The following is a 26,961-nucleotide window of genomic DNA, read 5'->3' as shown; positions in this document are numbered from 1 at the left end:
GGATAGTCGCGGTTATGCCCGTCAATTTTGACCTCAACGATCTCTACGCCTTCCGCGCGCTGGTGGAGTACGGCAACTTTCGTCTGGCGGCGGAGTCAATCTGCCTGTCGCAATCAGCGCTCAGCCGCAGAATTGAGAAGCTGGAAGCGGCGCTCGGTGCCCGGCTGTTTGACCGCACCACGAGGCGCGTCACGCTGACGCTGTATGGTCAGAACTTTGCTCAGCGCTCGGAGCAGTTGCTGGATAATGTCGAATCGATGCTGGCCGACGTCGAGCGCGCCAGCCAGGATCGCACTGGCCTGATCACCGTCGCTACCGTGCCCTCAGGCGCTTACTATTTTATGCCGGAGGTGATCCGCCGCTTTCAGACGCGTTACCCGCGCGTGCGCATCAAGCTGATTGATAGCAGCGTCGGCAACGTGATGGATGCAGTTAGCAGCGGACAGGCCGATTTCGGTATCTGCTTTGCGCGCAATTTACCGCCGGAGCTCACCTTCACGCCGCTGGTGGAGGATGTTTACGTCGCCGCCTGTCGCCACGATCATCCGCTGGCGACGCGCCAGCAGCTCAGCTGGCAGGAGTATTTTTTGCAGGATTATGTGGCGCTGGATAAGGTGTCCGGTAACCGCAATCTGCTGGACAGTGCGCTGGCGCATCTTACGCCCGCCCGGCAAAGTATCTGCGAAACGCGCCATGTCACGACGCTGCTGGGGATGGTAGAAGCGGGCATCGGCATTGCTGCCGTGCCCGCGATGTCGATGCCGGCGAACGGGCATCCGCTGCTGCGCCAGCTGGCGCTGACCGATCCGCAGGTCACCCGTTCGGTAGGATTAATTCGCCGCAGCGGACGTATGCAATCTTACGTCGCTGCGGAGCTGGAAAAGCTGATTATCGAACAGTCTCAGCACGCTTAACGCGCGGTTTGCAACGTCAGCGCGCGGCGGCGATACAGGTACAGCGTCGCCAGCAGCGCGCAAATCGCCGCAAAGCTCATCCAGTAACCCGGTGACGCTTTGTCGCCGGTGTATTCGATCAGCGCGGTAGACACCACCGGCGTGAAGCCGCCAAACAGCGCGGTTGCCAGGCTGTAGGCCAGCGAGAAACCGGCGACGCGCACTTCTGCCGGCATCACTTCAGTCAGCGCCGGGATCATCGCACCGTTATACAGGCCGTAAATAAACGACAGCCACAGCAGCACGCTCAGCATCATGCTGAAGGTCGGCGTCTGCGCCAGCAGCGTCAGTGCCGGGTAGGCGGTCGCCAGCGCCAGCAGCGTCATCGCCAGCAGCACCGGTTTACGCCCAAAGCGGTCCGACAGCGCACCGCCAACTGGCAGCCAGATAAAGTTGGAGATCGCCACCAGCAGCGTCACCAGCAGGCTGTCCGAGGCGCTCAGCATCAGCACTTTTTTGCCGAAGGTAGGTGCATAGACGGTAATGAGGTAGAACGCGGTGGTGGTCATCGCCACCATCAGCATCCCGGCAATCACCACCGGCCAGTTTTGTAACAGCGTGCTAAATACCTGACGCATATCCAGATGATGACGGCGCGCGCTGAACTCCTGCGTTTCCTCCAGACGGCGACGCAGAATAAAGATAAACGGCACGATCAGGCAGCCAAACAGGAATGGAATACGCCAGCCCCAGGCGCTGATGGCGCTCTGCTCCAGCGCAGCATTGAGCGCGAAGCCCATTGCGGCCGCGACCATGATGGCAACCTGCTGACTGCCGGATTGCCAGCTGGTGTAGAAACCTTTGCGCCCTGGCGTGGCAATCTCTGCCAGATAAACCGACACGCCACCCAGTTCTGCCCCGGCCGAGAAGCCCTGCAGCAAACGGCCAATCAGCACCAGCAGCGGCGCCCACAGGCCAATCGACTGGTACGACGGGATCAGCACGATCAGGAAGGTGCCCGCCGCCATGATCGACAGCGTGACGATCAGCCCTTTGCGCCGGCCAACCTTATCGATATAAGCGCCCAGCACAATCGCGCCAATCGGTCGCATCAGGAAGCCGGCACCGAACACCGCAAAGGTCATCATCAGCGACGCGAATTCGCTGCTGGCGGGGAAAAAGGTGTGCGCGATATAGGTGGCATAGAAACCGAACAGGAAGAAATCGAACTGTTCGAGGAAGTTGCCGGAGGTGACGCGGAAAATAGCGCCAACCCGGGCTCGGGTGGTCATCGGTAAGGCAGAGGAATGCATAAGTATCTCCAGTTTGTCCCTGGCGCTGTTATCAATCGCGCCTGCTTCGGAAGACTGGATCAGAACGTTAAGGTTAATAAGCGCAATAAACGCATGGCGTGATGCGTCTGACGCATTAATCGCTGCCGGCAACGGGCCGCCCTCAATATTAACAATGAGTTAACAAAGCCAGCCCCGTTTTTACTCCGCTCAGGCCCGCGGGCACCACAATACAGATTTGTGACCCGCTTCAAGCCGCTCACGGTGAGCCTGGCGCATCACAAGATAAACACATCTCTTTTTTCGCATATGTAGTTGACTTCATCACGTCGCCGCACCACACTGTCGGCTTTCCATTCAGGAGGGATTATGTCGCCGCTAACGCCACTGCAGCTGTTTAAAAACCTTTCCGACGAGACGCGTCTGACGCTGGTGCTGCTGCTGAAAGAACGTCAGGAGCTGTGCGTGTGCGAGCTGTCTGCCATTCTGCAACTGCCGCAGCCGAAGATTTCCCGTCATCTGGCGCTGCTACGCAACAGCGGTTTGCTGAGCGATCGTCGTGACGGCAAGTGGATCCACTATCGCCTTTCGCCACATATGCCGGTGTGGGCAGCGACGGTGATCGAACAGGCATGGCAATGCCAGCGCGATGCGATCCATGCCCTGCTGCTGCCGGTGCAGCGTGACCAGCTGACCACCGATGGCCGGGCGGTGTGTCTGTAAAAAATTTTACCCATACATATTCGATTCACCATATATGAAACGAACACAACCTGACTTTCCGGAGGAAACATGTTACTGGCAGGGACTATTTTCGCCATGACTTTACTGCTGGTGATCTGGCAACCGCGCGGGCTGGGCATTGGCTGGAGTGCAAGCGCCGGCGCGCTTCTGGCGCTACTGACGGGCGTGGTGCATCCCGGCGATATCCCGGCGGTGTGGCAGATTGTCTGGAACGCCACCGCCACCTTTATCGCGGTGATCATCATTAGCCTGCTGCTTGATGAGGCTGGCTTTTTTGCCTGGGCGGCGCTGCATGTGGCGCGCTGGGGCGGTGGCAGCGGTAAGAAATTGTTCTCCTTTATTATCCTGCTGGGTGCCGCAGTCGCCGCGCTGTTTGCCAATGACGGCGCCGCGCTGATTCTGACGCCTATCGTGATCGCGATGCTGCTGGCGCTGGGTTTCAGCCGGGGGGCCACGCTGGCGTTTGTCATGGCGGCCGGGTTCATCGCCGATACCGCCAGCCTGCCGCTGGTGGTATCCAATCTGGTTAACATCGTCTCGGCCGACTATTTCCGGCTCGGCTTTGGCGATTACGCCGCCGTGATGGTGCCGGTCACGCTCGCGGCAGTACTGGCGACATTGCTGATGCTGCATGTGTTTTTCCGCAAAGAGCTACCGCTCAGCTACGATTGCGCCCGGCTGACGTCGCCCGCGGCGGCAATTCGGGATCGAGCTACTTTCCGCGCGGGATGGCTGGTGCTGCTCTTATTGCTGGCTGGCTTTTTTGCTCTTGAGCCGCTGGGCGTACCGGTAAGTGCCGTGGCCGCCGCAGGCGCACTGATGCTGTGGCTGGTGGCGCGGCGGGGTCAGGTGATTGATACGCGTAAAGTGCTGCGCAGCGCGCCGTGGCAGATTGTGGTGTTCTCGCTCGGCATGTACCTGGTGGTGTATGGTTTGCGCAACGCCGGGCTGACCGTCTGGCTCACCGGTTTGCTGAATAGTTTTTCTGCGACCGGCCTGTGGGGCGCAACGTTTGCCACGGGCTTCTTCAGCGCCCTGCTCTCCTCCATCATGAACAATATGCCGACGGTGCTGGTGGGCGCCCTGGCGATTGATGCCAGCACGGCGCACGGCGTGGTGCGCGAGGCGATGATTTACGCCAACATTATCGGCTGCGATCTGGGCCCGAAAATCACCCCGATTGGCAGTCTGGCAACGCTGCTGTGGCTGCACGTGCTGGCGCAAAAAGAGATTCGCATTAGCTGGGGCTACTATTTTCGCGTCGGCATCATCCTGACGTTACCGGTGCTGGCCGTGACGCTGGCGGCTCTGGCGCTGCGCCTTTCCCTTTAACCATTTAGAGACTGACAATGACTAACATTACGATCTATCACAACCCGGACTGCGGTACCTCGCGCAATACGCTGGCACTGATTCGCAACAGCGGCGTCGAGCCCACCATTGTGCTTTATCTGGTTACGCCACCCACGCGTGAAACGCTGCAGCAATTGATCGACGCCATGGGGATTGGTCTGCGCGCGCTGGTGCGCCAAAACACCGACGCCTGGCAGGCGCTGGGGCCCGCACGTGAAGCGCTGAGCGATGAGCAGCTGCTGGACGTCATGCTGGCGCAGCCGATTCTCATCAACCGCCCGATTGTGGTGACGCCACTGGGAACGCGTCTGTGCCGTCCTTCTGAGCAGGTGCTGGATATCCTGCCCGATGCGCAGCGCGGTCCGTTTACTAAAGAGGATGGTGAGGTGGTGATTGATGCCCAGGGCCGGCGCGTCAGTCTTTAGTCGGTCAGAAATCGTCCGGGATAATCTGCTTCAATCGCGTGCACCTGGTCGTAACGGCCAAACAGGCGATAGCGATTGCGGGCAATCAGGTTGTAGATCAGGTTAGTGAGCCCGTCCGGCAGATAACGCAGAACGCCGCAGGCGCGCCATGGCCAGGGCAGCGAGTGCATAATGCGACAGATGGCCTGCGCGCGCAGCCAGTGCTGCCCATCGCGCAGTAGCACGATGGTGCGGATGTTATCGTGCGGTAATCCGGCACGCTGCAGCAGCTGTTTGCCGCGCTCGCTCTGGATCGCCGCAAAGTGATAATCGCGCGGCAAGCGGTGGCGCAGCAGAAAAATCACCCAGGCATTACACAGCTTGCATTGTCCATCATAAAGAATGATCGGCTGGGCGGACTCGGGTTGCACAGATGATGACACCTGACCTCCGCATTACAGATACAAAAAACCGGTGAGGCGACACGCCCCACCGGTTTAATTATATGTCACTTTTCAGAAGCTGACTTTCACGCCCGCCACCGCGCTGGTGAGCGCGGTTTCAGGCGCATCAGAATTGCGCGAGAGTCTGCAGTGTTTCAGGATTTTGCTGCACCATGCGAATCAGCAGTACGGCCTGAGCGTTAGGTTTTGCCCTGCCCTGCTCCCAGTTCTGATAGGTGGTTTCGCCCGTGTGAAGATAGTGCGCAAAAACGGCCTGTGACAGGTTAAGCTTTTCGCGCACGTCGCGCAGCTCCTGCGGCGCAATGGTGACAGGCGCGCGCTTACTGACCTTATAGGTCTTGAGCGTGATTTTTCCGTCCTGGTGGTCTTTCAGCTCCTGCATACCCGCCATCAGCTCACTGAAAATATCGCGTTCAGTCATGTCTCAGCCCCTTTTTGATCACGTTCAGCGCCTCCGCCAGGGCATCGCGCTGTTGTTTGGTCAGATCGTCGCGTTGATCTTTATCATATATGCTGAACAGGATGAACTGGCCTTTTTCATTCGTCCAGTAATAGATAACTCTAATCCCGCCCCGCGATCCCTTGTTCCGGCGTTCATCCCTGAAACGAACTTTACGAAGCCCGCCCGTATCGGGAATGACGTCGCCCTTTTCGGGGTCGGCCAGCAACATATTCTGAAACAGCCTGAATTGATCGTCGCTCAGGTAATCTGCCCGGTATTTCTGAAAGCTGGAAAGCTCAATAAACGTCGCTTGCATGGCCCTTTCCCTGTCCCCATCTAAGGGACATCATATCCCCATATTGGGGATAGTTCAACTCAAGTAAAAAAGAAAGGGCCCCCGTACGAGAGCCGTTTATCATCAGAAGCTGACTTTCACGCCCGCCACCGCGCTGGTGTCGCTGTAGCTGTGATTGCCCAGCTGCTGCGCCACGCCGCCCCACAGGTTGACGTTCGCATTCAGCCGCGCGTCCACGCCCAGCTTCACCTCGGCGGCGTTACGCGTGCCTGCCTGCTGGATGTTGACGCCGTTCAGCGCGGTGCCGAACGCCCTGCTGTTGTGCAGCCAGTTGGCCTCAGCGTACGGCTCGATGGCGCTGTGCGACTGCGGATCCAGCAGCGTGCGCAGCGAGGCGCGCACGCCGAGGCGGCTCTGCAGGTTGTCCTGACCGGTGCCCTGCACGCGGCTGCCGTTCTGCTCTTTCACGTCGTCCGCCTTCACGCCCTGCCAGTTCAGCTGCGCCTGCGGACGCAGCCACAGGCTGGTGCTGTCGCTCAGCGTTGCCACTTCGGCGCGGTAGCCGCCGGCCAGCGACGCGCTGATGCCTTTGGATTTGTACGACTGCTGGCCGATGTCATCGCCCTTCACGCTGTTGTTGAACCAGCCATAGCTCAGCGAGCTGTCGACGAACGCACCGCTCTGCTCTGCCGCGTTCTGCTGCCAGCGGCCATACACGCCCAGGCTGTAACCGTTCACCTGACCACGCGACTGGTAGCCGCTCACCGCCGAGCGCGACTTGCTCTGCGCGTTGCCGTAGCCGGCCATCGCGCCGAGGCGCAGGCTGTCGCTGCCGGTCAGCGTGCCGCCCGCCACGTCGCCGCCCAGCTGGATGGCGTAGCGGTTGGTGTCGGACTTCAGCTGGCCGCTGCTGTCTTTCACCCGGCTGTGGCCGGCGCTGTTGTGCAGCCACAGGCGCGTGCTCTGCTGCCGGCCGTTCGCGTCGGTGTAGAAGGTCTCTGCCGGACGGTCGTCCATGCTGGTGGTAAACAGCGTATTGGCCGCCGCCAGGTTGGCGCTGTAGCTGGCCGCTTCAGGACGCACGATCATGTTGTGCTGATCCACCGGCGGCTCGACGATCTGGCCGCCCTCGCCCTCGCCCGGCGTCACCACCGGATCGGGCTCGCTGCCGTTTTTATCGCTCACCAGATACCAGCCGTGCTGATCCGCGCCCTTCACCAGGTTGTAATCATAAGCGCCGGCGACGATACGCCCTTTCTGGCGGAACTCGCCGTTGCTGGCGCCGTCCACCTGAATCAGCTGCAGCCCCTGAATGGTCTGCGCGCCGCTGCCGCCGGCGTTGTTGACCACCACGTCGGTGCTGCCGCTGCTGTCGCCAAGGATGTGCAGCTTATCGCTGGCGGAGTGATCGTCGCCCAGCGCCGCGTTCATCACCAGCGTGCTGTTGTCGCCGCTGTAGTTGCCGTTAACCGTCAGGGTGCTGAAGCCGTCACCGTCGTGGGTGAAGTTCAGCGTACTGTTGCTGGCGCTCAGCGTATTGACGCTGCTGTCGCCGGTGATGTTCCACTGGCTGTTGTCGCTGAGCGTCAGCGTATTCAGGCCGGATGACGCGCCGGTCCACGCCGAGCTGCCGCTCAGGTTGATTTGGCTGTCGGTGGTCTGGCTGCGGTCGATGTCTACATTGCCTTCGAACAGCGAGCGGTTGCTGCCGTTCAGTACTACCGAGCCGGCGGTTGAACCTTCCGCTGTGTTATAGCCGGTTTTCAGCAGCGTGCTGCCGCTCAGCACCGAGTTGTCGGCGTCGATATTCATGCTGGTGCCGGTCAGCACGTTGACGGCGGCGCCGTCGGTGGCGGCTATGCGGGTGTTGGCGAGTTTAATGTCCGCCAGCGTGGCCTGCCATTTGGAAAGAATCCCGGTGGCGTTCTCGCCTGTGACGTTAATAGCTGAATCAGTCAGATGAACGTGATTGATTAAATCAGGGTCATACACACTTTGAACGCTAATGGCAGCGTTAAAGCCGTCATTATCGATACCACTTTTAGCCATGGTGATATTCTTCCCGGTCAAGGTACTGCCATCCTGTACCCGAATTCCGGAACCCCCGCCGTGGGCCTCTACTGAAACATTTTCGGCATTGATATCGCCTGAAAATGCTGACACCAGGGCTTCGTTGTCTGCATCAGTGACAATATTCACGTTCTTCAGGTTAACAGTACTGCTGTCATAGCTATAGGCTGCGTATCCACCACCCTGACCGATGTTGATTCGGCTGTCAGAGAGATTCAGCACCGTTCCGGTACTGTTAGCGACCACGCCTGTACCACTACCCGTGACGTTTATCTCAGAATTTGACGCATTCAGCGTTGATTTGTCGTTTGCATTAAGGCCATTAGCGCCTGCGCCACTGACCACAAACGCACTGTTATCCACGTTCAGTACTGAACCTTCGCCATTGACGAAGCCGCCGTGCCCACCCATGCCAGTGGTGGTGACCTGCACACCGCCGGCGCGCAATGTTGCGGCGTTCCCGGTATAAATACCATGAGCAGTTTCACCGCTGGTGGAGTACGTCCCGCCCGTCAGCGTGACTACCGTGCCCGCATTGTTTGCAGTCACGCCATTCGACTGGTTACCGCTGGTGGTCACCTGCACGCCGCTGGCGCTGAGTTTACCGCCGGAAGCCGCCACCAGGCCATGGGCTTTAGTACCGCTGGTTGTCACTGTTCCACCTTGCAGAGTGACCTCAGTGCTGGCCAGGTTACTAAAAACACCCGATGAATCGTTACCCTGGGTAATCACGGTCACATCGCTGGCAATAAGCCTACCGCCTGAGCCCGCAACCAGACCATAAGCCTTAGTGCCACTGGTGGTGACGCTACCACCTGTAATATCGATCAGTGAGCCGGTGCCACGGGAATAAACATTGTAGGCACCGTCGCCATGGGTGACATAGTCTGCGTTCAGGCTGTTAATGATCCCGGCCGAAGAGGCATAGGCGCCGTAGGCGGTCTTTCCTGTTGTTTCCACACGGGTACCATCAAGTTTCAATGTGCCGGTCAGGCTGGCAACCACGCCATAGCCACCGGTGCCCGTGGTTTGCACGCTCCCGCGCGTCATCTCAGTAGCTGAAGACGCGAGGGTGGAGAAAACACCGTAGCCATTGTTGCCATCGTTCAGCACGGTGACATCCGTGGCGCTCGCCTTGCCGCCGTTTTGCACCAGCAGTCCGTAATGATCGTTATCGGTCGCCTGCAGAGTCTGGTTGCTAAATTCCAGCGTTTCTGCCGGCCCGTCTACTGTCGCGCCGTTAGCCGCCAGCGCTGCCGGCGAACCGGCGAGTAGCAGCGCCGAACCCAGCACACCGCCGACCAGCCGTGATTTACTGGCCGCTTTACCGGAGCAGGAGGATTTTATTTTGCCGCGCGCCAGTTCAGAGGTGACGACATAACATTGCAGGGCATAATTCCAGATAACACGATAACTTTTGTTCATAATATTCCTGACTGGACTTAACCATTTCCTTTTGGCAAAAGCATAATGAACAGGACATTACGCTATTTAATACGCAGCGCTGTTCATATGGCTTCAATCTATTCCTGCCGTTCAGTCTGAAGCGGCCGATAGAAAAATATTCGCAAAATCGTGGAAGAGTGAATATGAGAATGGGAGCAGCTGCCTGTAGTCGCTGGACTACAAAAAGTCAGCCGCAGTAATACATTTCGATTTAATAAATCCCGTGATGCGGCGGAGAGAGTTAATAAATAAGAAAGGGATTAAATAAAGACAATGAGCGCTGGCAGGAATAAAAAAGCCCCCGCTACGGGAGCCGTTTATCATCAGAAGCTGACTTTCACGCCCGCCACCGCGCTGGTGTCGCTGTAGCTGTGGTTGCCCAGCTGCTGAGCCACGCCGCCCCACAGGTTGACGTTCGCGTTCAGCCGCGCGTCCAAGCCCAGCTTCACCTCGGCGGCATTGCGCGTGCCCGCCTGCTGGATGTTGACGCCGTTCAGCGCGGTGCCGAACGCCTTGCTGTTGTGCAGCCAGTTGGCCTCAGCGTACGGCTCGATGGCGCTGTGCGACTGCGGATCCAGCAGCGTGCGCAGCGAGGTGCGCACGCCGAGGCGGCTCTGCAGGTTGTCCTGACCGGTGCCCTGCACGCGGCTGCCGTTCAGCTCTTTCACGTCGTCCGCCTTCACGCCCTGCCAGTTCAGCTGCGCCTGCGGGCGCAGCCACAGGCTGGTGCTGTCGCTCAGCGTCGCCACTTCTGCGCGGTAACCGCCGGCCAGCGACGCGCTGATGCCTTTCGACTTGTACGACTGCTGGCCGATGTCATCGCCCTTCACGCTGTTGTTGAACCAGCCGTAGCTCAGCGCGCTGTCAACAAATGCACCGCTCTGCTCTGCCGCGTTCTGCAGCCAGCTGCCGTACACGCCCAGGCTGTAGCCGTTCACCTGACCACGCGACTGGTAGCCGCTCACCGCCGAGCGCGACTTGCTCTGCGCGTTGCCGTAGCCGGCCATCGCGCCGAGGCGCAGGCTGTCGCTGCCGGTCAGCGTGCCGCTTGCCACGTCGCCGCCCAGCTGGATGGCGTAGCGGTTAGTGTCGGACTTAAGCTGGCCGCTGCTGTCTTTCACCCGGCTGTGGCCGGCGCTGTTGTGCAGCCACAGGCGCGTGCTCTGCTGCTGGCCGTTCGCGTCGGTGTAGAAGGTTTCAGCCGGACGATCGTCCATGCTGGTGGTAAACAGCGTGTTGGCCGCCGCGAGGTTGGCGCTGTAGCTGGCCGCTTCCGGACGCACGATCATGTTGTGCTGGCTCACCGGTGGCTCGACGACTTCACCGCCCTCGCCTTCGCCCGGCGTCACCACCGGATCGGGTTCGCTGCTGTTTTTATCGCTCACCAGATACCAGCCGTGCTGATCCGCGCCCTTCACCAGGTTGTAGTCATAGGCACCGGCGACGATACGCCCTTTCTGGCGGAACTCGCCGTTGCTGGCACCGTCCACCTGAATAATGTTCAGGCCCTGAATAGTCTGCGCGCCGCTGCCGCCGGCGTTGTTCACCACCACGTCGGTGCTGCCGCTGCTGTCGCCGAGGATGTGCAGCTTATCGCTGGCGGAGTGGTCGTCGCCCAGCGCCGCGTTCATCACCAGCGTGCTGTTGTCGCCGCTGTAGTTGCCGTTGACCGTCAGGGTGCTGAAGCCGGCGCCGTCGTGGGTAAAGTTCAGCGTGCTGTTGCTGGCGCTCAGCGCATCAACGCTGCTGTCGCCGGTGATGTTCCACTGGCTGTTGTCATTCAGCGTCAGCGTATTCAGGCCGCTGGACACACCGGTCCATGCCGAGCTGCCGCTCAGGTTGATCTGGCTGTCGGTGGTCTGGCTGCGGTCAATGTCCACGTTGCCTTCGAACAGCGAGTGGTTGCTGCCGTTCAGTACCACCGAGCCGGCGGTCGCGCCTTCGGTGGTGCTGTAGCCGGTTTTCAGCAGCGTGCTGCCGCTCAGCAGCGAGTTATCAGCGTCGATGTGCATGTCGGTGCCGGTCAGCACGTTAACGGCGGTGCCCTCGGTGGCGGTGATGGCGGTGTTCGCCAGTTTAATATCCGCCAGCGTGGCCTGTCGTTTGGAGACAATACCAGTGGCGCTTTCGCCGGAGACATTAATAGCGGAATCGTTCAGGGAAAGCGTATTATGTGCATCCGGATAATATAAATTCAGCACGTTGATGGCCGCATTAAATCCTTCAGCATCTGTACCGCTTTTTTCAATGGTAATATTTTTACCGCTGAAGGTACTGCCATCCTGAACTTCAATACCGTAACCGCCGCTGCGCGCCTTCACACTGATATCGTCGCTATTTAACGTCCCACCAAACGCGCTTGCCAGTGCTGAGTAGCTGGAGTCAGTGAGAATCTCAACATTTTTAAGATTAGTTGTGCTATTCAATATATTCAGAACGGCATTTCCTGCACCCTGTCCCATTTCGATTTGGCTGTCAGAGAGGTTGAGCACTGTCCCTGCGCCTGAAGCTGAGGTGCCTGACCCGCTTCCGGTGATTTTGATTGCAGTATTAGTAGCATCAAGCGTTGATTTTCCATCTGCATTTAATCCATTTGCTCCCTGCCCACGGGTCTCAATCGTGCTGCCATCCACTCTTAACTGAGAGTCTTCGCCGGTTATGTAGGCACCATGAGCATTTTGCCCGCTGGTAATAACCTGCACCCCGCTGGCATTGAGTTGGCCGCCGGAGCCTGCGTACAGACCATAGGCTTTGCTGCCGTCGGTGGTGATGCTGCCGCCGCTCAGATCGATCAGTGAACCGGTGGCACAGGAATAAACGCCGTACGCGCCGTCGCCGTGGGTAACATAGTCGGTATCCGTACTGTTAATGATACCGCCAGAAGAGGCGTAGGCACCGTGGGCGGTCTGGCCGGAGGTTTCCACTTTTGTGCCGCTGGTTTTCACCGCGCCGGTCAGGCTGGCCACCACGCCGTAGCCACCCGCGCCGCTGGTGGTTACGCTGCCGCGCGTCATCTCCGCAGAGGCAGAGCCGGCGGTGGAAAACACACCGTAGCCGCTGGTGCCCGCGTTGAGCACGGTCACGTCGGTGGCGGTGGCTTTTGCGCCGTTCTGCACCAGCAGCCCGTAGTATTTGTCGCCGGTCGCCTGCAGTGTCTGCTTATTCAGCTCCACCGGCTGCGCCGGATCGTTGACGGTCGCGCCGTTGGCGGCCAGCGCCATTGGTGAACCGGCCAGCAGCAGCGCCGAACCCAGCGCGCCGCCGGCCAGTATTGATTTATTCGCCGGTTTGCCGGAGCAGGATGATTTAACTTTGCCGCGCGCCAGTTCAGAGGTGACGACATAACATTGCAGGGCATAATTCCAGATAACGCGATAACTTTTGTTCATAATTTTCCTGACCCGGATTCAATCAAAATCTTGCGGCTTAACTCTCTTTCTGCCGTTCAGCCTGAAGTGGCCGATGAAAAAATCTTCCCAAAATCGTCAGGGGGTGAACATGAGAGCACCGGCAGGCGGCTGTAGTCGCCGGACTACAAAAAGCAAGCTGTCGCGCTATGTTCAGGATCAATAAATCGTGCAATGCAGCGGAGAAAACCTGGCTGCAGAAGAAGTCTGCTGAGGGCGAGGGTAAATGGCGGGGATAAAAAAACGGCCCCCGCTGCGGGAGCCGTCTGTCATCAGAAGCTGACTTTTACGCCGGCGATGGCGCTGGTGTCGCTGTAGCTGTGGCTGCTCAGCTGCTGCGCCACGCCGCCCCACAGGTTAACGTTTGCATTCAGCGTGGCGTCTACGCCCAGCTTCAGCTCACCGGCGTTGCGCGTGCCGGCCTGATGGATGGTGACGCCGTTCATTGAGGTGCCCAGCGTGCGGGTGTTGTGCACCCAGCTGGCCTCCACGTACGGCTCAACGCTGCGGCCCTGGTCCAGCGCGGAGCGCAGCGAGGCGCGCACGCCGGCGTGGCTCTGCAGGTTATCTTCGCCGGTGCCGTGCACGCGGGTGCCGTTGCCTTCGGTGAGGTCATCGCCCTTCACGCCCTGCCAGTTCAGCATCGCCTGCGGGCGCAGCCAGAAGCCGGTCGATTCGGTGATTTTTGCCACTTCAGCGCTGTAGCCGCCGGCCAGCGACGCCAGGATGCCCTTCGATTTGTAGGACTCCTCGCCGATATCCTCGCCCTTGATGCTGTTGTCGAACCAGCTGTAGCTCAGCGTGCTGTCGATAAACGCGCCGCTGCGCCCGGCCGCGTTCTGCTGCCAGGTGCCGTAAATGCCCAGGTTGTAACCGTGCACCTGGCCGCGCGACTGGTAGCCGCTCACCGCCGAGCGCGATTTGCTCTGCGCGTTACCGTAGCCGGCCATCGCGCCGAGGCGCAGGCTGTCCGTGCCGTGCAGCGTGCCGGTCGCCAGGTCGCCGCCCAGCTGCAGCGCGTAGCGGTTGGTGTCGGTTTTCAGCTGGCCGCTGCTGTCTTTCTGGTGGTTGTGGCCGCCGCTGTTGCGCAGCCACAGGCGGGTGTGCTGCTGCCGGCCGTTCGCGTCCGTGTACTGCGTGACGCCCGGGCGGTCGTCCATGCTGGTGGCGAACAGCGTGTTGGCCGCCGCGATGTTGGCGCTGTAGCTGGCCGCTTCCGGGCGCACAATCATGTTGTGCAGCTCCGCCGGCGGCGCGATGAGGTCCCCGCCCGCGCCTTCGCCCGGCGTGGTCACCGGGTTCGGTTCAGCCGGAGTGGTATCGCTGCCGTTTTTGTCGCTTACCAGATACCAGTTGTGGCCGTCGGCCCCGCGGCCTTTTACCAGGTCATAATCGTAGGCGCCGGCCACGATGCGGCCCTTCTTGCGGAAGTCGCCGTTGACCGCGCCGTCCACCTGAATCAGCTGCAGCCCCTGAATGGTCTGCGCGCCGCTGCCGCCGGCGTTGTTCACCGCCACCTCAGTGTTACCATTCACGTCGCCCAGCACGTGCAGCCGGTCGGTGGCCGAGGTGTCGCCACCCAGCGCCGCGTTCATCACCAGCGTGGCGTTATCTGCCGTGTAGTTGCCGTTAACGGTCAGCACCGTAAAGTTCGCGGTGTTGTGCGCCACGTTGATCACGCTGTTATTTGCGGTCAGCGCGTCGACGCTGCTGTTGTCCATGATGTTCCACTGGCTGTTGTCGCTGAGCGTCAGCATCTGCAGGCCGCTGGACGCGCCGGTCCACACCGAGCTGCCGCTCAGGTTGATCTGGCTGTCCTGCGTCTGGCTGCGGTCGATGTCCACGTCACCGATGAACAGCGAGTGGTTGCTGCCGTTCAGTACCACCGAGCCCGCGGTCGCGCCAGCGGTGGTGCTGTAGCCGGTTTTCAGCAGCGTGCTGCCGCTCAGCACCGAGTTGTCGGCGTCGATATTCATGCTGGTGCCGGTCAGCACGTTAACGGCGGTGCCGTCGGTGGCGGTGATACGGGTGTTGGCGAGTTTAATATCCGCCAGCGTGGTCTGTTGTTTGGAGACAATGCCGGTGGCATTATCGCCGGTAACGGTAATGTTCGAATCCGTCAGGTAAACACTGGTGAGTAAATCCGGATTGACTAAACCCACTACATTAATTGCAGCATTGAAACCTTCCGCATCAGACCCCGTTTTATCAATGGTGATATTATTTCCTGTAAATGTGCTGCCATCCTGCACCTCAAGACCATAACCGCCACTGCGCGCCTGTACGAAAACATTTTCAGCATCGATATTGGCTGAAAAACCTGAAGACAGGGCTGCATTGTCTGCATCAGTGGTAATATCGACGTTTTTCAGGTTGATGATTGCATTGTTATAGCTTAATGCGGCGTATCCGCCATTGCGACCAATGTTGATTCGGCTGTCAGAGAGACTGAGCACCGTTCCGGAATCATTGGCGATCACGCCCGAGCCGCTGCCAGCGACGTCTATCTGAGAATTTGAGGCATTGAGCGTCGACTTTGCGTCTGCATTCAGGCCATTGGAGCCTGCGCCGCTGACTACAAATGTACTATTGTCCACGTTCAGCACAGAACCCTCGCCACTGGCGTAGCCGCCGTGTGCATTCCGGCCAGAAGTGCTGACGTGAGCATCTGAGGTGGTCATCATCCCCGAGCCACCAACGTACAGACCGTGGGCATCCTGCCCGCTGGTCGCAACCTGCACGCCGCCGGCGTTGACTTTGCCACCGGAAATCGCTGCCAGACCGTAAGCGTTGGAGCCGCTGGTGGTTACTGCTCCGCCTGCCAGCGTAACTTTTGTCCCGGCCAGGTTAGCAAAAACACCAAAGGACTGGTCGCCATGGGTGACCACATTTACGCCATCCGCTGTCATACTGCCGCCGGAACCCGCCACCAGACCATAAGCCTTAGTGCCACTGGTGGTGACGCTGCCACCTGCGATATCGATCAGTGAACCGGTGCCACGAGAGTAAACACCATAGGCACCGTCGCCGTGGGTGACATAATCTGCTTTCAGGCTGTTAATGATCCCGGCCGAAGAGGCATAGGCGCCGTAGGCAGTTTTTCCCGTGGTTTCCACGCGGGTGCCATCCAGTTTCAATGTGCCGGTCAGGCTGGCGACCACGCCGTAGCCGCCGTCGCCCGTGGTTTGCACGCTGCCGTGCGTCATCTCAATGGCCGAAGACGCCAGGGTGGAGAATACACCGTAGCCATCAGTGCCATCGGTCAATACCTTCACATCCGTGGCGCTGGCCTTTGCGCCGTTCTCAACCAGCAGCCCGCGATGATCTTTGCCCGTCGCCTGCAGTGTCTGGTTGCTCAGATTCAGGGTTTCTTCCGGGCCGGTTGCAGTCGCACCGTTTGCCGCCAGCGCCGCCGGTGAAGCGGCCAGCAGCAGCACTGAACCGAGCGCGCCGCTGATGAATAAGGCTTTATTTGCCGTTTTTCCTGAACGCGATGATTTCACTTTACCGCGCGCCAGTTCCGAGGCCACGACATAACATTGCTGGGCATAATTCCAGATAACACGATAATTTTTGTTCATGCTTTTTTCCTGATTCAGGTTATGTCGCTCCACCAGCGGAATGACCTAACGGGTAAAACAGCCGCACTGCAACAGGTTATTTTTCTGTCGCATCGCGCTGAGAAATGATTAAAGCAACCGGATTTGGCTGAATTCTAACGTTGAGACCGGTCTTATCTGATCTAAGACCTGTCTCAAAACTTTCCCTTCGGGATAAATAAAAAAATCACATTACGCCGTAGGCTAAGGACTACAGTTTACTAAACCGATAAATTTAAATGAGTTAAAAACCATGCATCAGCACAAATCTGGCCGGGAAAGAATAAGCACGAATTCCACCCGCGCAAGGCAGAATGCCGGACGGTTAATTTTACGTTTATTAAATTGATCAGAATTCAATACGCATGTGGCGCAACTTAAATGCAATACAAACAGCTAAACCTCTAAATAAATCATTTACCCGTTAATACATCATTTAACAAAGTCACAACAATCACGAACCAGAAATTCCACATAGGCTGTTGATTTATAATAAATTAATGTGAGAAGGATATTTAGCAACTAAAACCAGAACAGATTGACAAACATTTAATCTTTCGCGCTTAAGTTCGGGTAACTGGCGTCGTTTATCTTTGGTGAATAATCTTTGTGCTATGCAGAAAAGTCGCAGTACAGATTGAAACGTTGTAAATAAGACAATCAGAAATCAACTGTAAGTTATGGACTACATTTAAAAATAAATGCCTGCAAACAGAATGGTCTTGAGTTGATTAAGATGCCGTTATATAAGTGTGCTTTTGAATGAGCGTGCTCAGATTAATTAAGAGAAAGGCAGTACGTATGGCTAACTTTGTTATTGTGGATGATCATCCTATTGTGCGCGTGGCGATACGGCTGGTGCTGGAAAATGCCGGACATCGTGTTTCAGCAGAGGCTGGCGACGGCGACAATATATTTAGCCTGGTCAAAGAGAAAGGTGCCGATGCGGCAATTATTGATATTGATCTGCCCGGCATTGGCGGTATTGAAGCGGTTAAGAACCTTCGCACCGCCGGATCATTGATCCCGGTGATCGTGATGAGCGGAAAAAACGCGGAATTTTACGCTTACGAGAGTAAAAAAGCCGGTGCCAATGGCTTTATCAGTAAAAAAAACAACCTCAATGATCTGACCCACGCCGTCGACGCGGTACTGTCCGGCTATGGTTTTTTCCCGCTGCGCCTGAGTCACCAGGCAGAGGGCGATCAGCTGGTGCAGGACAGCGACAAACTGCTGCTGCTGTCGCATCGCGAATATGAAGTGCTGCGTTACCTCGGTGAAGGCACCGAGATTGTCAAAATTGCCAACCGCATGAAGCTCAGCAATAAAACGGTCAGCACCTATAAAGCCAGACTGATGGAAAAGTTATCGCTGAAAAATCAAAAGGATTTACTCGATTTCACCCGCCGGAACCAGATTAACTGATGCGACTTTTTTTCCTGTGCGCGCTGTGCTGCGCGCTGCTGCTGGTCGCCCCACTGCGCGCGGCGGTGCAGCAGCTTAATTATCAGCCCAACGATTTGCCGGCGCTGCCCGCGCCGATGCTCAATGACAGCGACTGGCACTGGCTGGGGCAAAAGCGCGACAGCGTGATTGGCATCTATGGGCCGGATCGGCCACCGATGCTGCGCACCAATCCTGAAGGAAGAGTGTTTGGTTACATCCCCGATGCGGCTTACGCTGCGCTGCACAGCCTGGGTATCAGTTTTCGCGTCAAACATTATGACACCGCGCCCGAAGCCTTTGCCGCGCTGGCGCGCGAAGAGCTGGATATGATATTTGTGCCGGCCGGTGAGGCGGTGCCGGCGCATGTTAACGACACTATCAGCGTAACCGCGCTGAAAGCCAGCCCTGTTCGGGTGGTGCGCAACAGCAGTAACCCGCTGGCCGGTCAGGAGTTTTTACCCGGTCCGGCGATAACCTCTCCCTACAGCCAGCTGCCGCAGGTCGCGATGGGCACCCTGCCCTATGCCGATGTGCCGGCGGTGGAAGCCTATTACCTGATTGAACGCAACTATCTGAATACGCTAACCATCGATCACATTCTGCCCGATCTCAGTTCGCCGTATCGCTTTGTGGTCAACAGTAAAGAACACGTGCTGGCGCGGGCGATGCGCATTGCGTTTGACGCCCTGCAGCGCCATGCGGCCGGTGAGATCATTGCCGCACGCTGGGATATCGCCAACATCACGCGCTTTGTCACCACGCCCCTGGCGCTGACGCCCACCGAGCAGGCCTGGCTGCAGACGCACAGCCAAATCAACATGGCGGTCACGGACCTGGTGGCACCGTTCTTTATCAAAAACGCGCAGGGCGAAATCACCGGCATCGTGCCGGAGTTGCTCAACCTGATTGAAATGCGCACCGGGCTGAGCTTCAACTTTATTGAGATCAGCGACAGTCGTGATCTGACCGCGCGGATGAAACGCGGCGATGTCACGATTGCCGCACCGCTGATCTGGAGCCAGCAGCGCAGCCGTGACTTTTTGATGACCACACCGTTTATGTTCACGCCGGAAGTGCTGGTGACCAACACGGCCGCGCAGGATGCGCCGCCAAAGCGCGCCGCGCTGGTGCGCGAGCAGGATGCCTCCCACTGGTTTCTGAAAAAATATCCTGATGTGTCAGTCGATTATGTTGGCAATCCCAGCCTGGCGATGCAGTGGGTGGCGGATGGGCAAACCGACGCCACCATTAATACGCTGGTGGGTGCGCGCTATCTCTCTGAAGGTCTGTATCCCGGCAAACTGCGCTTAACTGAGCTGAAACCGGCGCAGGAAGCGGCTATCGCCTTTGGCGTCAGCCGCAGCGAGCCGGAACTGCAGGACATCATGAACAAAGCGCTGGCCGCCATTCCGGCCGGCATGATGACCGATGTATTAACCCACTGGCAGGCCACGCCCGCCGCGCATTTCGACACCTGGAAGCTGTACCGTAAAGAGTTTTATGTCGGCGCGCTGGGCGCAGCCACTATCATCGCCGTCACCTTTGTCTGGGCGGTGCTGCTGATGCGGCAGGTCAAACGGACGCGCCGCACCAAAGCGCTGCTGCGCCAGGAAATTCAGCTGCGCGATCGCCTGATCAATGGTCCGCCGCGGCCATTTTATGTGGCCTCGCTGGATGGGATGATCGTACACACCAATCCGGCGTTTACCCAGTTTTTCACCCCGGAAGAGCAAACCCATCTGGGCTATTCGCTGTATGACTGTCGCCATCCGCTGTATCACGTGTGGCAGCAGATCGACAAAAACATCCAGCCCGGCGACATTCCGGAAGAGGCGGAATTTGTTATCGATGACGGGCGGCAGAAGCGCCATATCCGCCACTGGATGACTTCGTACACCGGCGATGAAGTCGGCAGCGGCGGGCTGATTTGCGGCTGGCAGGATGTCACCGACTACCTGCAATTGCTGGAAGATCTTTCGCTGGCGCGCGAAGCCACCGAGCTGGCCAGCCAGAGCAAAAGCGACTTCCTCGCCACCATGAGCCATGAAATTCGCACGCCCCTCAGCGCGGTGATTGGCCTGCTGGAACTGCAGACGCAGGAAGGCCGCGCCGATACCGAACTGATTCGCGTGGCGCACGAAGCGGCGGTCAGCCTGATGGATATCGTCGGCGACATTCTCGATATGGCGAAGATTGAGTCCGGACGCATGACGCTGCAGCCGCAGTGGGTCAGCCTGCATGCGCTGGTGCGTCCGGTGATCTGTGCCTTCGACGGCCTGGCGCGGCAAAAAGGCATCAACCTGAACCTGATGCTGCCGGTCGGCGATGACGATCTGTTTTGCGATGCCAGCCGCGTACGCCAGGTGCTGTCTAATCTGGTGGGTAACGCCGTCAAGTTCACCGATCAGGGTGAAGTGAAGGTTACGGTGGGTCTGACGCCGCTGGAGAGCCATACCGAGCTGCGGATCCAGGTGGCCGATACCGGACGCGGCATCGATAAAGCAGCGCAAAATGCGCTGTTCCGCCCGTTCGAACAGGCGGGCCTGTCGGATAACGCTGGCACCGGGCTGGGCCTGTTTATCTGTCAGGAGATCACCCGCCTGATGGGCGGCAGCATTTCTCTGGAGAGCGAACCCGGCGTCGGCACGGTATTGAACGTCGCCGTGCCGGTCAGCGTGCGTGATATCGCTACCCCGCTGCCGTCTCCGGTCGCGGAACCGTTGCCCGCTGCGCCGCAGGTCGCGCTGAATGTGCTGATCATTGACGATCATCCGGCCAACCGCCTGCTGATTTCGCGTCAGCTAACGCTGTTAGGTCATCGTTTCCGCGAAGCGAACAACGGTGAAGAAGGCCTGGCGCAGTGGCGGCAGCAGAAGCCGGATGTGATCATTACCGATTGCAATATGCCGGTGATGAACGGTCTGGATATGACGCGCAACATCCGCCGGGAAGATAAGAGCACCTACATCATCGGCATTACCGCCAACGCGCAGCAGTCGGAGCGTCAGCGCTGCCTCGAAGCGGGCATGAACGAGTGCGTGTTCCGGCCGGTTAAACTGGCGCAGTTAACCACCATTCTGAGCCAGATTCACAGCGCCAGCGCGCTGTCGGTCAGTGATGATTTTTCTGACTGGGTGGATATCGCCGAAATCGAGAAATATATGCCCAACAGCCCCGGCGCGATCGCGGATTTTCTCGACATCGTGATTAATGAAGCACGCACCGATCTGACGCAGGCAATTGACGTGGTGCAAAGCGGCGATCTCGCGGCTGCCGCCAGCCTGTTTCATCGCATCACCGGATCGCTGCGCGTCACCGGCATCCGTCAGCTGACGGAGCAGTGCGAAATGCTGGAAGAGCTGGCGGAAATGCAGGAAGACAGGGAAATTATCCTGCTGCATTTGCGGGAAGCGCTAACGCTGGTGGACAGGATGGAAGCCTCATTGCGTCAGCAAACCACATCCGCCCAGGCCGGCGCGCACTGATTGCACGCCGTCAGGCGTTTTTGATCAGCTTATGCAGCAGCGGATGAGTAATCTGCTCAAACATCCCGGCGTTATTAAATGCCCGCGCCGCCAGCATCGCACCGTGCACGCTGGCCATCAGCGTTTTGGCTTCGTTTTCAGCGCTGTCGCTGAGCTGGAAAACGCCGCTGGCGGCGCCTTTGCTCAGCTGGCGCGCTAACCAGCCGGAGAGATCGCTGAAGTGGCCGCTGACTTCCGTGGCGACATCCGGCGGCAGCGTGGGCATTTCCGCCGCCAGCATCGCGCAGATGCAGAAAGGCGAAGCCCCCTCTTTAATGCAGTGCGCCCAGTAATCGACGTAGGCTTTCACTTCGTTCAGCGGATCGTTGATCTGTTCATCCATCGCCTGCATGCCCGCCTGCGCCTCAGCACGATATTCCTCCACCACCGCTTTCACCAAATCGGCTTTGCCGGGAAAATGGTGGTGGATGCTGGCCTTGCGGATATCCACCTGGGCGGCAATATCGGCATAGCTAAAGCTTTTATAGCCGCCGGCGGTGAGCAACTGGCGGGTGCAGGCCATGATTTCGCGGGCTTTAGAGGAACGGGCAGTCATAACGCAATCCGGTAGAACAACAGAGATCGGTCAACCTACTGGCAGGCAGGGAAGAAGTCAAGCCAGCGGCCTGGCGTGCAGCGCGCACTTTTTTTATTTTTTCAGCAATATTTTCATCGCTGATTCGTCTACCTCATCACTAACCTATTCTGTCACTGTAATGAGGAACCCCAATGAGAGATTTTGACAGGCATCAGCATTCACGTAGTCACCGCTTTGGTCATCACCGTATGGCGAAACCGCTGCTGCTCGGCGTGGTGCTGTTTGCTGCCCTTGGCCTGCTGGTAATGTCGCTGTGGAATGCGCTGCTGCCGGAACTGACCGGCGTAAAAAGTATTGGCTTCTGGCAGGCGCTGGGACTACTGGTGCTGTGTCGCATCCTGTTCGGCGGGCTGGGCTTCCATCCCGGTATGTTTGGCATGGCGCGTCGCCGCATGCATGAACGCTGGATGCAGATGACCCCGGAGCAGCGCGAAGCCTTTATGCAGCAGCGGCGCGAGCGGTTTGGCGGTCGTGGTCATCATGGCGGACGCTGTGACTGGCACGATCGCCGCAGCCAGCGTGACGATCCGCGCCCGCCCGCGGACGATGCGCCCGCCAAATCCCCGGATGCAGAGTAAACAGCATGCCGCAGGATTCGCGGCTGCTGGCGGCCCTCGCCGCCTGCCGCACTAAGCTCAGCGCCTTTATTCGCGGCCGCAGCGAGCGGCACGATGAGGCCGAAGATATCCTGCAGGAGATCAGCTGGAAACTGCTGCAGGTGGAACAGCCGGTGGAGAACGTCAGCGCCTGGCTGTTTCGCGCCGCGCGCAACGAGATCACCGATCGATCGCGAAAAAAACGCGAACTCTCGCTGTTCAACGCCGCCGGAGACGAGGATTTTCCCGAAGATGAAATTGCTGAAACGCTGTTTGGCGTGGCGCAGACGCCGGAGGATGAGTATCTGAAAACGCTGCTGTGGGAAGAGCTGGACGATGCGCTCGCGGAACTGCCTGCTGCGCAGCGCGAGGTATTTGAAAAGACCGAGCTGCTCGGCTTCAGCTATCAGGATCTTGCCGCCGAAAGCGGCGACAGCGTGCAGGCGCTGCTGTCGCGCAAACATAAAGCGGTTCTGTTTCTGCGCACCCGGCTGCGCAACCTGTACGACGAACTCACGGCCTGACCAGCGCGACCCGATAGCCAAACGGCCATCGGGTTGCGTGCTTTACCACCAGGCCGCGGTGGGCTGCGGCTGTAACAGATCAATGCCCTCGCCCAGCATCGGCAGACACAGTGCAACCTGATGCTCTGCCGCCAGCTGGACGATTTGGGTAAATGGATCGTCCCAGCGGTGAAAAGCTAAATCAAAAGCCGCGTTGTGAATCGGAAACAGCCAGCGCGCGTTGAGGTCCTGAAACGCGCGCAACGTGTCCTGCGGCAGCATATGAATGTCGGCCCAGCGCGCATCGTAAGCGCCATTTTCCAGAAACGCCGCATCAAACGGGCCGTATTTCCGGCCAATCGCTTTGAAACCGTCGAAGTAACCGGAGTCACCGCCAAAAAACAGGCGGAACTGGTCAGAAATCAGCGTCCACGAACACCACAACCGTTTGTTGCTGTCGAACAGGCCGCGTCCGGAAAAGTGCTGCGACGGCGTCGCGACAAAATGGATGCCGCCCATATCCCGCGACTGCCACCAGTCAAGCTGGATGACTTTCTCCGGCGCAACGCCCCACTTAATCAGCAAATCACCGACACCGAGCGGCGTGAGGAAGTACTTTACCCGATCTTTCAGCTGCATGATGGTGTGGTAATCGAGATGATCATAATGGTCGTGCGACAAAATAATGCCTTCGATCGGCGGCAGATCGGCCACGGCAATTGGCGCTGGCTGAAAGCGCTTTGGTCCCAGTCGCTTAAAGGGCGACGCGCGCTCGGCGAACACCGGATCGGTCAGCCAGAACTGGCCATTGAGCTTCAGCAATAGCGAAGAGTGGCCGAGGCGAAAGACGCTGGTGGGCGCGGCCTGTGCCAGCGCGGCGGCCGTGATGGGCTGCAACGGCAGCGCGGCCGGCGGCTGGGTATCTTTGGGTTTATTGAACAGGAAATCCCACAGCATTTTGCGGTAGTCGCCAAAGCTCAGCGACTGACGCGGCTGGACATTGCGAAACTTTTTGCCATCAAACTGGGCGGAGTGCGGATACTCCCTGATTGCCCCCCGGCAGAGGCTGGAACCCTTCAACATAGCGCGGATACCTCGAAAATGAGAAAGCTGGCTGGCAGCAGCGGTAAACATCTGCGGCTACGTTAACCGTTTTATGCCGCGCGCGTCCTCACATTACGAGCCATCGCACAACCGGTAACGCAGAATTTCGCTGCCGGTGTGGCCTTTCCCTGGCGGATGACAGGGCGGCAGCAGGCAGGTAAAGTAACGCTTTTGCATGATTTTACGAGGGAAAATGAACACGCTTTTCGTTTACGGCACGCTGCAGCCGGGCCAGTGCAATGCGCATATCCTGGAAAACATCGGCGGTGAGTGGCTGGCAGGGACGGTCGCCGGCACTTACTATGCCAACGGCTGGGGCGCGGCCGCCGATTTTCCCGGCATCGTACTTGATGAGCACGGCGCGCGCGTGCCGGGTTATCTGTTCATCTCGGATCGGCTGGCGCTGCACTGGCCGATGCTGGATGAGTTTGAGGATGGTTACGAGCGGGTGCCGGTCGAGGTCACTACGTCCGACGGCCAGCAGCGGACGGCGTGGATTTATCAGCTGCAGCCACAGCAGGACACCGCGCGCTAACCTCGCACCTTGCCTACACTGATCCTCACTGGACTGTGAGGAGAAGCCATGATCACCATTTGTACCGCCTGCGGCACGTCTTATCAGCAGCAGCAACCTGCCCTTACGCAGTGTCGCATTTGTCAGGATGAACGCCAGTTTGTGCCGCCCGGCGGGCAGCAGTGGATCGATCAGTCTGCGCTGCGCGCCTCGCATCAAAACCAGTGGCAACAGCTGGCGCCCGGGCTGCTCAGCCTGCAAACCGTACCGGATTTTGCCATCAACCAGCGCGCCTTTGTGCTGCAAACGCCGCACGGCAATATCCTGTGGGATTGCATCGCGCATCTGGATGACGCCACCGTCACGCTGCTGCGTGCGCTCGGCGGCCTGCACGCCATCGCCATCTCCCATCCCCACTATTACAGCACCATGCAGGACTGGGCCGACGCCTTCGACGCACCGGTGTATCTGCACGCCAGCGACAGCGAGTGGATCATGCGCGCATCGCCCCGTCTGCAGCCCTGGCACGGCGACAGCTGTGATCTGCTGCCGGGCGTGCGGCTGTTACGTCTCGGCGGCCACTTTGCCGGCGGCACGGTGCTGCACTGGGCGCACGACGGCGGCGTGCTGATGAGCGGCGATATTTTGCAGGTAACGCCCGGTGCCAGTGCGGTTTCGTTTATGTGGAGCTATCCCAATATGCTACCGCTGGCCGGCGCCACGGTGACAGCCATGCTGCAGCGGTTGCAGGACGTGAAGTTTACGCGCCTGTACGGCGCGTTTGCCGGCCGCGAAATTCTCGCGCGTGCCGATGAGGCGGTGCAGCAGTCGGGCCGCCGCTATCTGGCCTGTCTGCAACATCCACAGCCGTAGCGCTTACACAGGCGCGCTGGATAAATACCAGGCGATCGCACCGCGCACGGATGTACAGACGTCTGGACGTATACTATAGTCGGTTTCCTGCAAACATAAGGAAACCTGCAAACAATGAAAAAAACATGGCTTACCGCCCTGCTGGCGGCCTCTGTCACCCTGCTCAGCGCCTGTGACAACCACAACGACAACAAAATCAAAGTTGCGATCAATACCGGACCGGATGAGGCGCTGTGGCAGACCGTGAAGCAGGTGGCACACGATAAATATCAGCTCGATGTCGATGTGGTGGCGTTTAACGATTACGTGCAGCCGAACGAAGCGCTGTACAATAAAGATGTCGACGCCAACGCGTTCCAGAGCCTGCCTTATCTGGAGATGCAGTCCAAAGAGCGCGGATATAAATTTGCCGTCGTGACCAATACCTTCGTATTCCCGATTGCCGGTTATTCACGCAAGATTAAATCACTGCAGGATCTGCCGGATGGCGCTACCGTGACCGTGTCTAACGAGGCGACCACCTTGGGGCGTAGCCTGCTGCTGCTGCAGGCGCAGGGCCTGCTGAAGGTGAAACCCGAAGCCGGTCTGCTGCCGACCACGCTGGATATTACCGATAACCCGAAAAAGCTGAAGATTGTGGAAGTGGATACGCCGCAGCTGGCGCGCACGCTGGACGATCCGCAGGTTTATCTGTCGATCATTAATAATAATTTTGCCGCGCTGGTGAATTTATCCGCCTCGCGTGACGGGATGTTTATGGAAGGCAAAGCGTCGCCATATGTGAATGCGATTGTGGCGCGCGAAGATAATAAAGACAGCCCGAACGTGCAGAAGCTGAAAGAAGCGTTCCAGTCACAGCCGGTACTGGATAAAGCCAACGAGATTTATAAAGGCGATATTATTAAGGGTTGGTAAGGATTACCTGCCTGTTGATGCAGGCAGGAACAGGATTACCGCACCCATCGTAGCGGCGCAATTTATTGCGCATTCGGGCAGTTGTGCGGTGTTTCACTCAGCGCGATAAATCGCGCCGCTACAATGTGTGCAGGATGGTGGTGCCGAAATACAATGCCGCACGGATCGTAGCGGCGCAATTCATTGCGCATTCCGGCAACTGTGAAGTGTTTAACTTAGCGCGATAAATCGCGCCGCTACAAATTGTGCGGTCAGAGGGTACGGACATAATTTTTGGTACAAAGTCTTAGCATCGCTATTTCCTGTATTTTTAGTCATCTCGCTATCTGCGCTTCCCCATCCCATTTTCTGCCAGCCAGCCCGCTTCTCCTGCTGTCTGAATCGTCTACACTTCAGGTTGAAAAAGCCGCAGCGGTGTAAAAATGGCGTAAAAATTTGGCCGATTGGTATAAAAATCGCGTACAAAAAAACGCCAACCC

20 protein-coding genes are annotated in these 26,961 nt (G+C 58.4%); 11 read left to right on the top strand and 9 right to left on the bottom strand.

The window, feature by feature from the left end; translation table 11 throughout:
* Positions 1–14: 14 nt before the first annotated feature.
* A complete protein-coding gene (psrA, locus tag K7H94_RS19960; RefSeq protein ID WP_104093600.1) occupies positions 15–914 on the top strand; it encodes an L-proline-binding transcription factor PsrA in 900 nt (299 codons plus the stop codon).
* Here psrA and tcuC read toward each other — a convergent pair.
* On the bottom strand, positions 911–2,206 hold the full coding sequence (gene tcuC, locus K7H94_RS19955; RefSeq protein WP_222952343.1) for an MFS transporter: 1,296 nt from the start codon (positions 2,204–2,206) through the stop codon (positions 911–913). The genes psrA and tcuC overlap by 4 nt on opposite strands.
* 348 nt (positions 2,207–2,554) lie before the next feature.
* Between tcuC and K7H94_RS19950 the strand changes: the two genes are divergently transcribed.
* The 3 genes from K7H94_RS19950 to arsC all read left to right on the top strand — a co-directional run bounded on the left by K7H94_RS19950 (position 2,555) and on the right by arsC (position 4,707).
* Positions 2,555–2,908 carry a metalloregulator ArsR/SmtB family transcription factor gene (locus tag K7H94_RS19950; protein ID WP_021509466.1) on the top strand — a complete coding sequence of 118 codons (354 nt, stop codon included), beginning with the start codon at positions 2,555–2,557 and terminating at the stop codon, positions 2,906–2,908.
* 69 nt (positions 2,909–2,977) lie between these two features.
* On the top strand, positions 2,978–4,261 hold the full coding sequence (locus K7H94_RS19945) for an arsenic transporter (protein WP_222952342.1): 1,284 nt from the start codon (positions 2,978–2,980) through the stop codon (positions 4,259–4,261).
* 17 nt (positions 4,262–4,278) lie between these two features.
* A complete protein-coding gene (gene arsC, locus K7H94_RS19940) occupies positions 4,279–4,707 on the top strand; it encodes an arsenate reductase (glutaredoxin) (RefSeq protein ID WP_059012276.1) in 429 nt (142 codons plus the stop codon).
* On the opposite strand, the gene K7H94_RS19935 is transcribed toward arsC, so the two are convergent.
* The 6 genes from K7H94_RS19935 to K7H94_RS19910 all read right to left on the bottom strand — a co-directional run bounded on the left by K7H94_RS19935 (position 4,704) and on the right by K7H94_RS19910 (position 16,391).
* On the bottom strand, positions 4,704–5,129 hold the full coding sequence (locus tag K7H94_RS19935; RefSeq protein ID WP_222952341.1) for a thiol-disulfide oxidoreductase DCC family protein: 426 nt from the start codon (positions 5,127–5,129) through the stop codon (positions 4,704–4,706). The two genes, arsC and K7H94_RS19935, sit on opposite strands and share 4 nt — an antisense overlap.
* 127 nt (positions 5,130–5,256) lie before the next feature.
* A complete protein-coding gene (locus tag K7H94_RS19930) occupies positions 5,257–5,571 on the bottom strand; it encodes a helix-turn-helix domain-containing protein (protein ID WP_058758775.1) in 315 nt (104 codons plus the stop codon).
* Positions 5,564–5,908: a toxin gene (locus K7H94_RS19925; protein ID WP_141496026.1), complete on the bottom strand. Its 345-nt coding sequence runs from the start codon at positions 5,906–5,908 to the stop codon at positions 5,564–5,566. Before K7H94_RS19925 ends, K7H94_RS19930 begins: the two co-directional genes overlap by 8 nt.
* Positions 5,909–6,010: 102 nt before the next feature.
* Positions 6,011–9,382: an autotransporter outer membrane beta-barrel domain-containing protein gene (locus K7H94_RS19920; protein WP_222952340.1), complete on the bottom strand. Its 3,372-nt coding sequence runs from the start codon at positions 9,380–9,382 to the stop codon at positions 6,011–6,013.
* A 344-nt stretch (positions 9,383–9,726) separates the two neighbouring features.
* Complete coding sequence (locus K7H94_RS19915) at positions 9,727–12,792, bottom strand: autotransporter outer membrane beta-barrel domain-containing protein (RefSeq protein ID WP_222952339.1); 3,066 nt, start codon at positions 12,790–12,792, stop codon at positions 9,727–9,729.
* 290 nt (positions 12,793–13,082) lie between these two features.
* On the bottom strand, positions 13,083–16,391 hold the full coding sequence (locus K7H94_RS19910) for an autotransporter outer membrane beta-barrel domain-containing protein (RefSeq protein WP_222952338.1): 3,309 nt from the start codon (positions 16,389–16,391) through the stop codon (positions 13,083–13,085).
* An 819-nt stretch (positions 16,392–17,210) separates the two neighbouring features.
* Here K7H94_RS19910 and K7H94_RS19905 point away from each other — a divergent pair.
* Positions 17,211–17,834 (top strand): response regulator, encoded by a 624-nt coding sequence (locus tag K7H94_RS19905; RefSeq protein ID WP_058758781.1) that lies wholly within the window; start codon positions 17,211–17,213, stop codon positions 17,832–17,834.
* Positions 17,834–21,340 (top strand): response regulator, encoded by a 3,507-nt coding sequence (locus tag K7H94_RS19900; protein ID WP_222952337.1) that lies wholly within the window; start codon positions 17,834–17,836, stop codon positions 21,338–21,340. Before K7H94_RS19905 ends, K7H94_RS19900 begins: the two co-directional genes overlap by 1 nt.
* Before the next feature lie 10 nt (positions 21,341–21,350).
* Here K7H94_RS19900 and K7H94_RS19895 read toward each other — a convergent pair whose 3' ends face one another.
* Positions 21,351–21,935 carry a TetR/AcrR family transcriptional regulator gene (locus tag K7H94_RS19895; RefSeq protein WP_150059051.1) on the bottom strand — a complete coding sequence of 195 codons (585 nt, stop codon included), beginning with the start codon at positions 21,933–21,935 and terminating at the stop codon, positions 21,351–21,353.
* A 173-nt stretch (positions 21,936–22,108) separates the two neighbouring features.
* Between K7H94_RS19895 and K7H94_RS19890 the strand changes: the two genes are divergently transcribed.
* Positions 22,109–22,555 carry a hypothetical protein gene (locus K7H94_RS19890; RefSeq protein ID WP_215800963.1) on the top strand — a complete coding sequence of 149 codons (447 nt, stop codon included), beginning with the start codon at positions 22,109–22,111 and terminating at the stop codon, positions 22,553–22,555.
* Positions 22,556–22,560: 5 nt separating this feature from the next.
* A complete protein-coding gene (locus K7H94_RS19885; protein WP_222952336.1) occupies positions 22,561–23,097 on the top strand; it encodes an RNA polymerase sigma factor in 537 nt (178 codons plus the stop codon).
* Positions 23,098–23,139: 42 nt separating this feature from the next.
* On the opposite strand, the gene K7H94_RS19880 is transcribed toward K7H94_RS19885, so the two are convergent.
* Positions 23,140–24,159 (bottom strand): MBL fold metallo-hydrolase, encoded by a 1,020-nt coding sequence (locus K7H94_RS19880; RefSeq protein WP_222952335.1) that lies wholly within the window; start codon positions 24,157–24,159, stop codon positions 23,140–23,142.
* A 214-nt stretch (positions 24,160–24,373) separates the two neighbouring features.
* On the opposite strand from K7H94_RS19880, the gene K7H94_RS19875 reads away from it, so the two are divergent.
* The 3 genes from K7H94_RS19875 to K7H94_RS19865 all read left to right on the top strand — a co-directional run bounded on the left by K7H94_RS19875 (position 24,374) and on the right by K7H94_RS19865 (position 26,482).
* Positions 24,374–24,715 (top strand): gamma-glutamylcyclotransferase family protein, encoded by a 342-nt coding sequence (locus K7H94_RS19875; RefSeq protein WP_150059055.1) that lies wholly within the window; start codon positions 24,374–24,376, stop codon positions 24,713–24,715.
* Positions 24,716–24,763: 48 nt separating this feature from the next.
* The gene (locus K7H94_RS19870; protein WP_222952334.1) at positions 24,764–25,567 is read left to right on the top strand and encodes an MBL fold metallo-hydrolase; all 804 of its coding nucleotides are present in this window, start codon (positions 24,764–24,766) and stop codon (positions 25,565–25,567) included.
* Positions 25,568–25,681: 114 nt separating this feature from the next.
* Positions 25,682–26,482 carry a MetQ/NlpA family ABC transporter substrate-binding protein gene (locus tag K7H94_RS19865; protein ID WP_222952333.1) on the top strand — a complete coding sequence of 267 codons (801 nt, stop codon included), beginning with the start codon at positions 25,682–25,684 and terminating at the stop codon, positions 26,480–26,482.
* Positions 26,483–26,961 lie beyond the last annotated feature (479 nt).

It is taken from the genome of Pantoea dispersa, from assembly GCF_019890955.1.
Taxonomy (GTDB): Bacteria; Pseudomonadota; Gammaproteobacteria; order Enterobacterales; family Enterobacteriaceae; genus Pantoea; species Pantoea dispersa.
Note: the sequence above shows the minus strand (reverse complement) of the source record. Positions and strands in the feature narration are given on the sequence as shown.

What these genes read in the sequence shown, in the direction of transcription:
- K7H94_RS19925 (WP_141496026.1), bottom strand. Translation starts at nt 5,908, where the DNA reads ATGCAAGCGACGTTTATTGAGCTTTCCAGCTTTCAGAAATACCGGGCA.
- K7H94_RS19930 (WP_058758775.1), bottom strand. Translation starts at nt 5,571, where the DNA reads ATGACTGAACGCGATATTTTCAGTGAGCTGATGGCGGGTATGCAGGAG.
- K7H94_RS19880 (WP_222952335.1), bottom strand. Translation starts at nt 24,159, where the DNA reads ATGTTGAAGGGTTCCAGCCTCTGCCGGGGGGCAATCAGGGAGTATCCG.
- K7H94_RS19945 (WP_222952342.1), top strand. Translation starts at nt 2,978, where the DNA reads ATGTTACTGGCAGGGACTATTTTCGCCATGACTTTACTGCTGGTGATC.
- K7H94_RS19910 (WP_222952338.1), bottom strand. Translation starts at nt 16,391, where the DNA reads ATGAACAAAAATTATCGTGTTATCTGGAATTATGCCCAGCAATGTTAT.
- K7H94_RS19865 (WP_222952333.1), top strand. Translation starts at nt 25,682, where the DNA reads ATGAAAAAAACATGGCTTACCGCCCTGCTGGCGGCCTCTGTCACCCTG.
- K7H94_RS19905 (WP_058758781.1), top strand. Translation starts at nt 17,211, where the DNA reads ATGGCTAACTTTGTTATTGTGGATGATCATCCTATTGTGCGCGTGGCG.
- K7H94_RS19950 (WP_021509466.1), top strand. Translation starts at nt 2,555, where the DNA reads ATGTCGCCGCTAACGCCACTGCAGCTGTTTAAAAACCTTTCCGACGAG.
- K7H94_RS19890 (WP_215800963.1), top strand. Translation starts at nt 22,109, where the DNA reads ATGAGAGATTTTGACAGGCATCAGCATTCACGTAGTCACCGCTTTGGT.
- psrA (WP_104093600.1), top strand. Translation starts at nt 15, where the DNA reads ATGCCCGTCAATTTTGACCTCAACGATCTCTACGCCTTCCGCGCGCTG.
- K7H94_RS19870 (WP_222952334.1), top strand. Translation starts at nt 24,764, where the DNA reads ATGATCACCATTTGTACCGCCTGCGGCACGTCTTATCAGCAGCAGCAA.
- K7H94_RS19875 (WP_150059055.1), top strand. Translation starts at nt 24,374, where the DNA reads ATGAACACGCTTTTCGTTTACGGCACGCTGCAGCCGGGCCAGTGCAAT.
- K7H94_RS19920 (WP_222952340.1), bottom strand. Translation starts at nt 9,382, where the DNA reads ATGAACAAAAGTTATCGTGTTATCTGGAATTATGCCCTGCAATGTTAT.
- K7H94_RS19900 (WP_222952337.1), top strand. Translation starts at nt 17,834, where the DNA reads ATGCGACTTTTTTTCCTGTGCGCGCTGTGCTGCGCGCTGCTGCTGGTC.
- K7H94_RS19895 (WP_150059051.1), bottom strand. Translation starts at nt 21,935, where the DNA reads ATGACTGCCCGTTCCTCTAAAGCCCGCGAAATCATGGCCTGCACCCGC.
- K7H94_RS19915 (WP_222952339.1), bottom strand. Translation starts at nt 12,792, where the DNA reads ATGAACAAAAGTTATCGCGTTATCTGGAATTATGCCCTGCAATGTTAT.
- K7H94_RS19885 (WP_222952336.1), top strand. Translation starts at nt 22,561, where the DNA reads ATGCCGCAGGATTCGCGGCTGCTGGCGGCCCTCGCCGCCTGCCGCACT.
- arsC (WP_059012276.1), top strand. Translation starts at nt 4,279, where the DNA reads ATGACTAACATTACGATCTATCACAACCCGGACTGCGGTACCTCGCGC.
- tcuC (WP_222952343.1), bottom strand. Translation starts at nt 2,206, where the DNA reads ATGCATTCCTCTGCCTTACCGATGACCACCCGAGCCCGGGTTGGCGCT.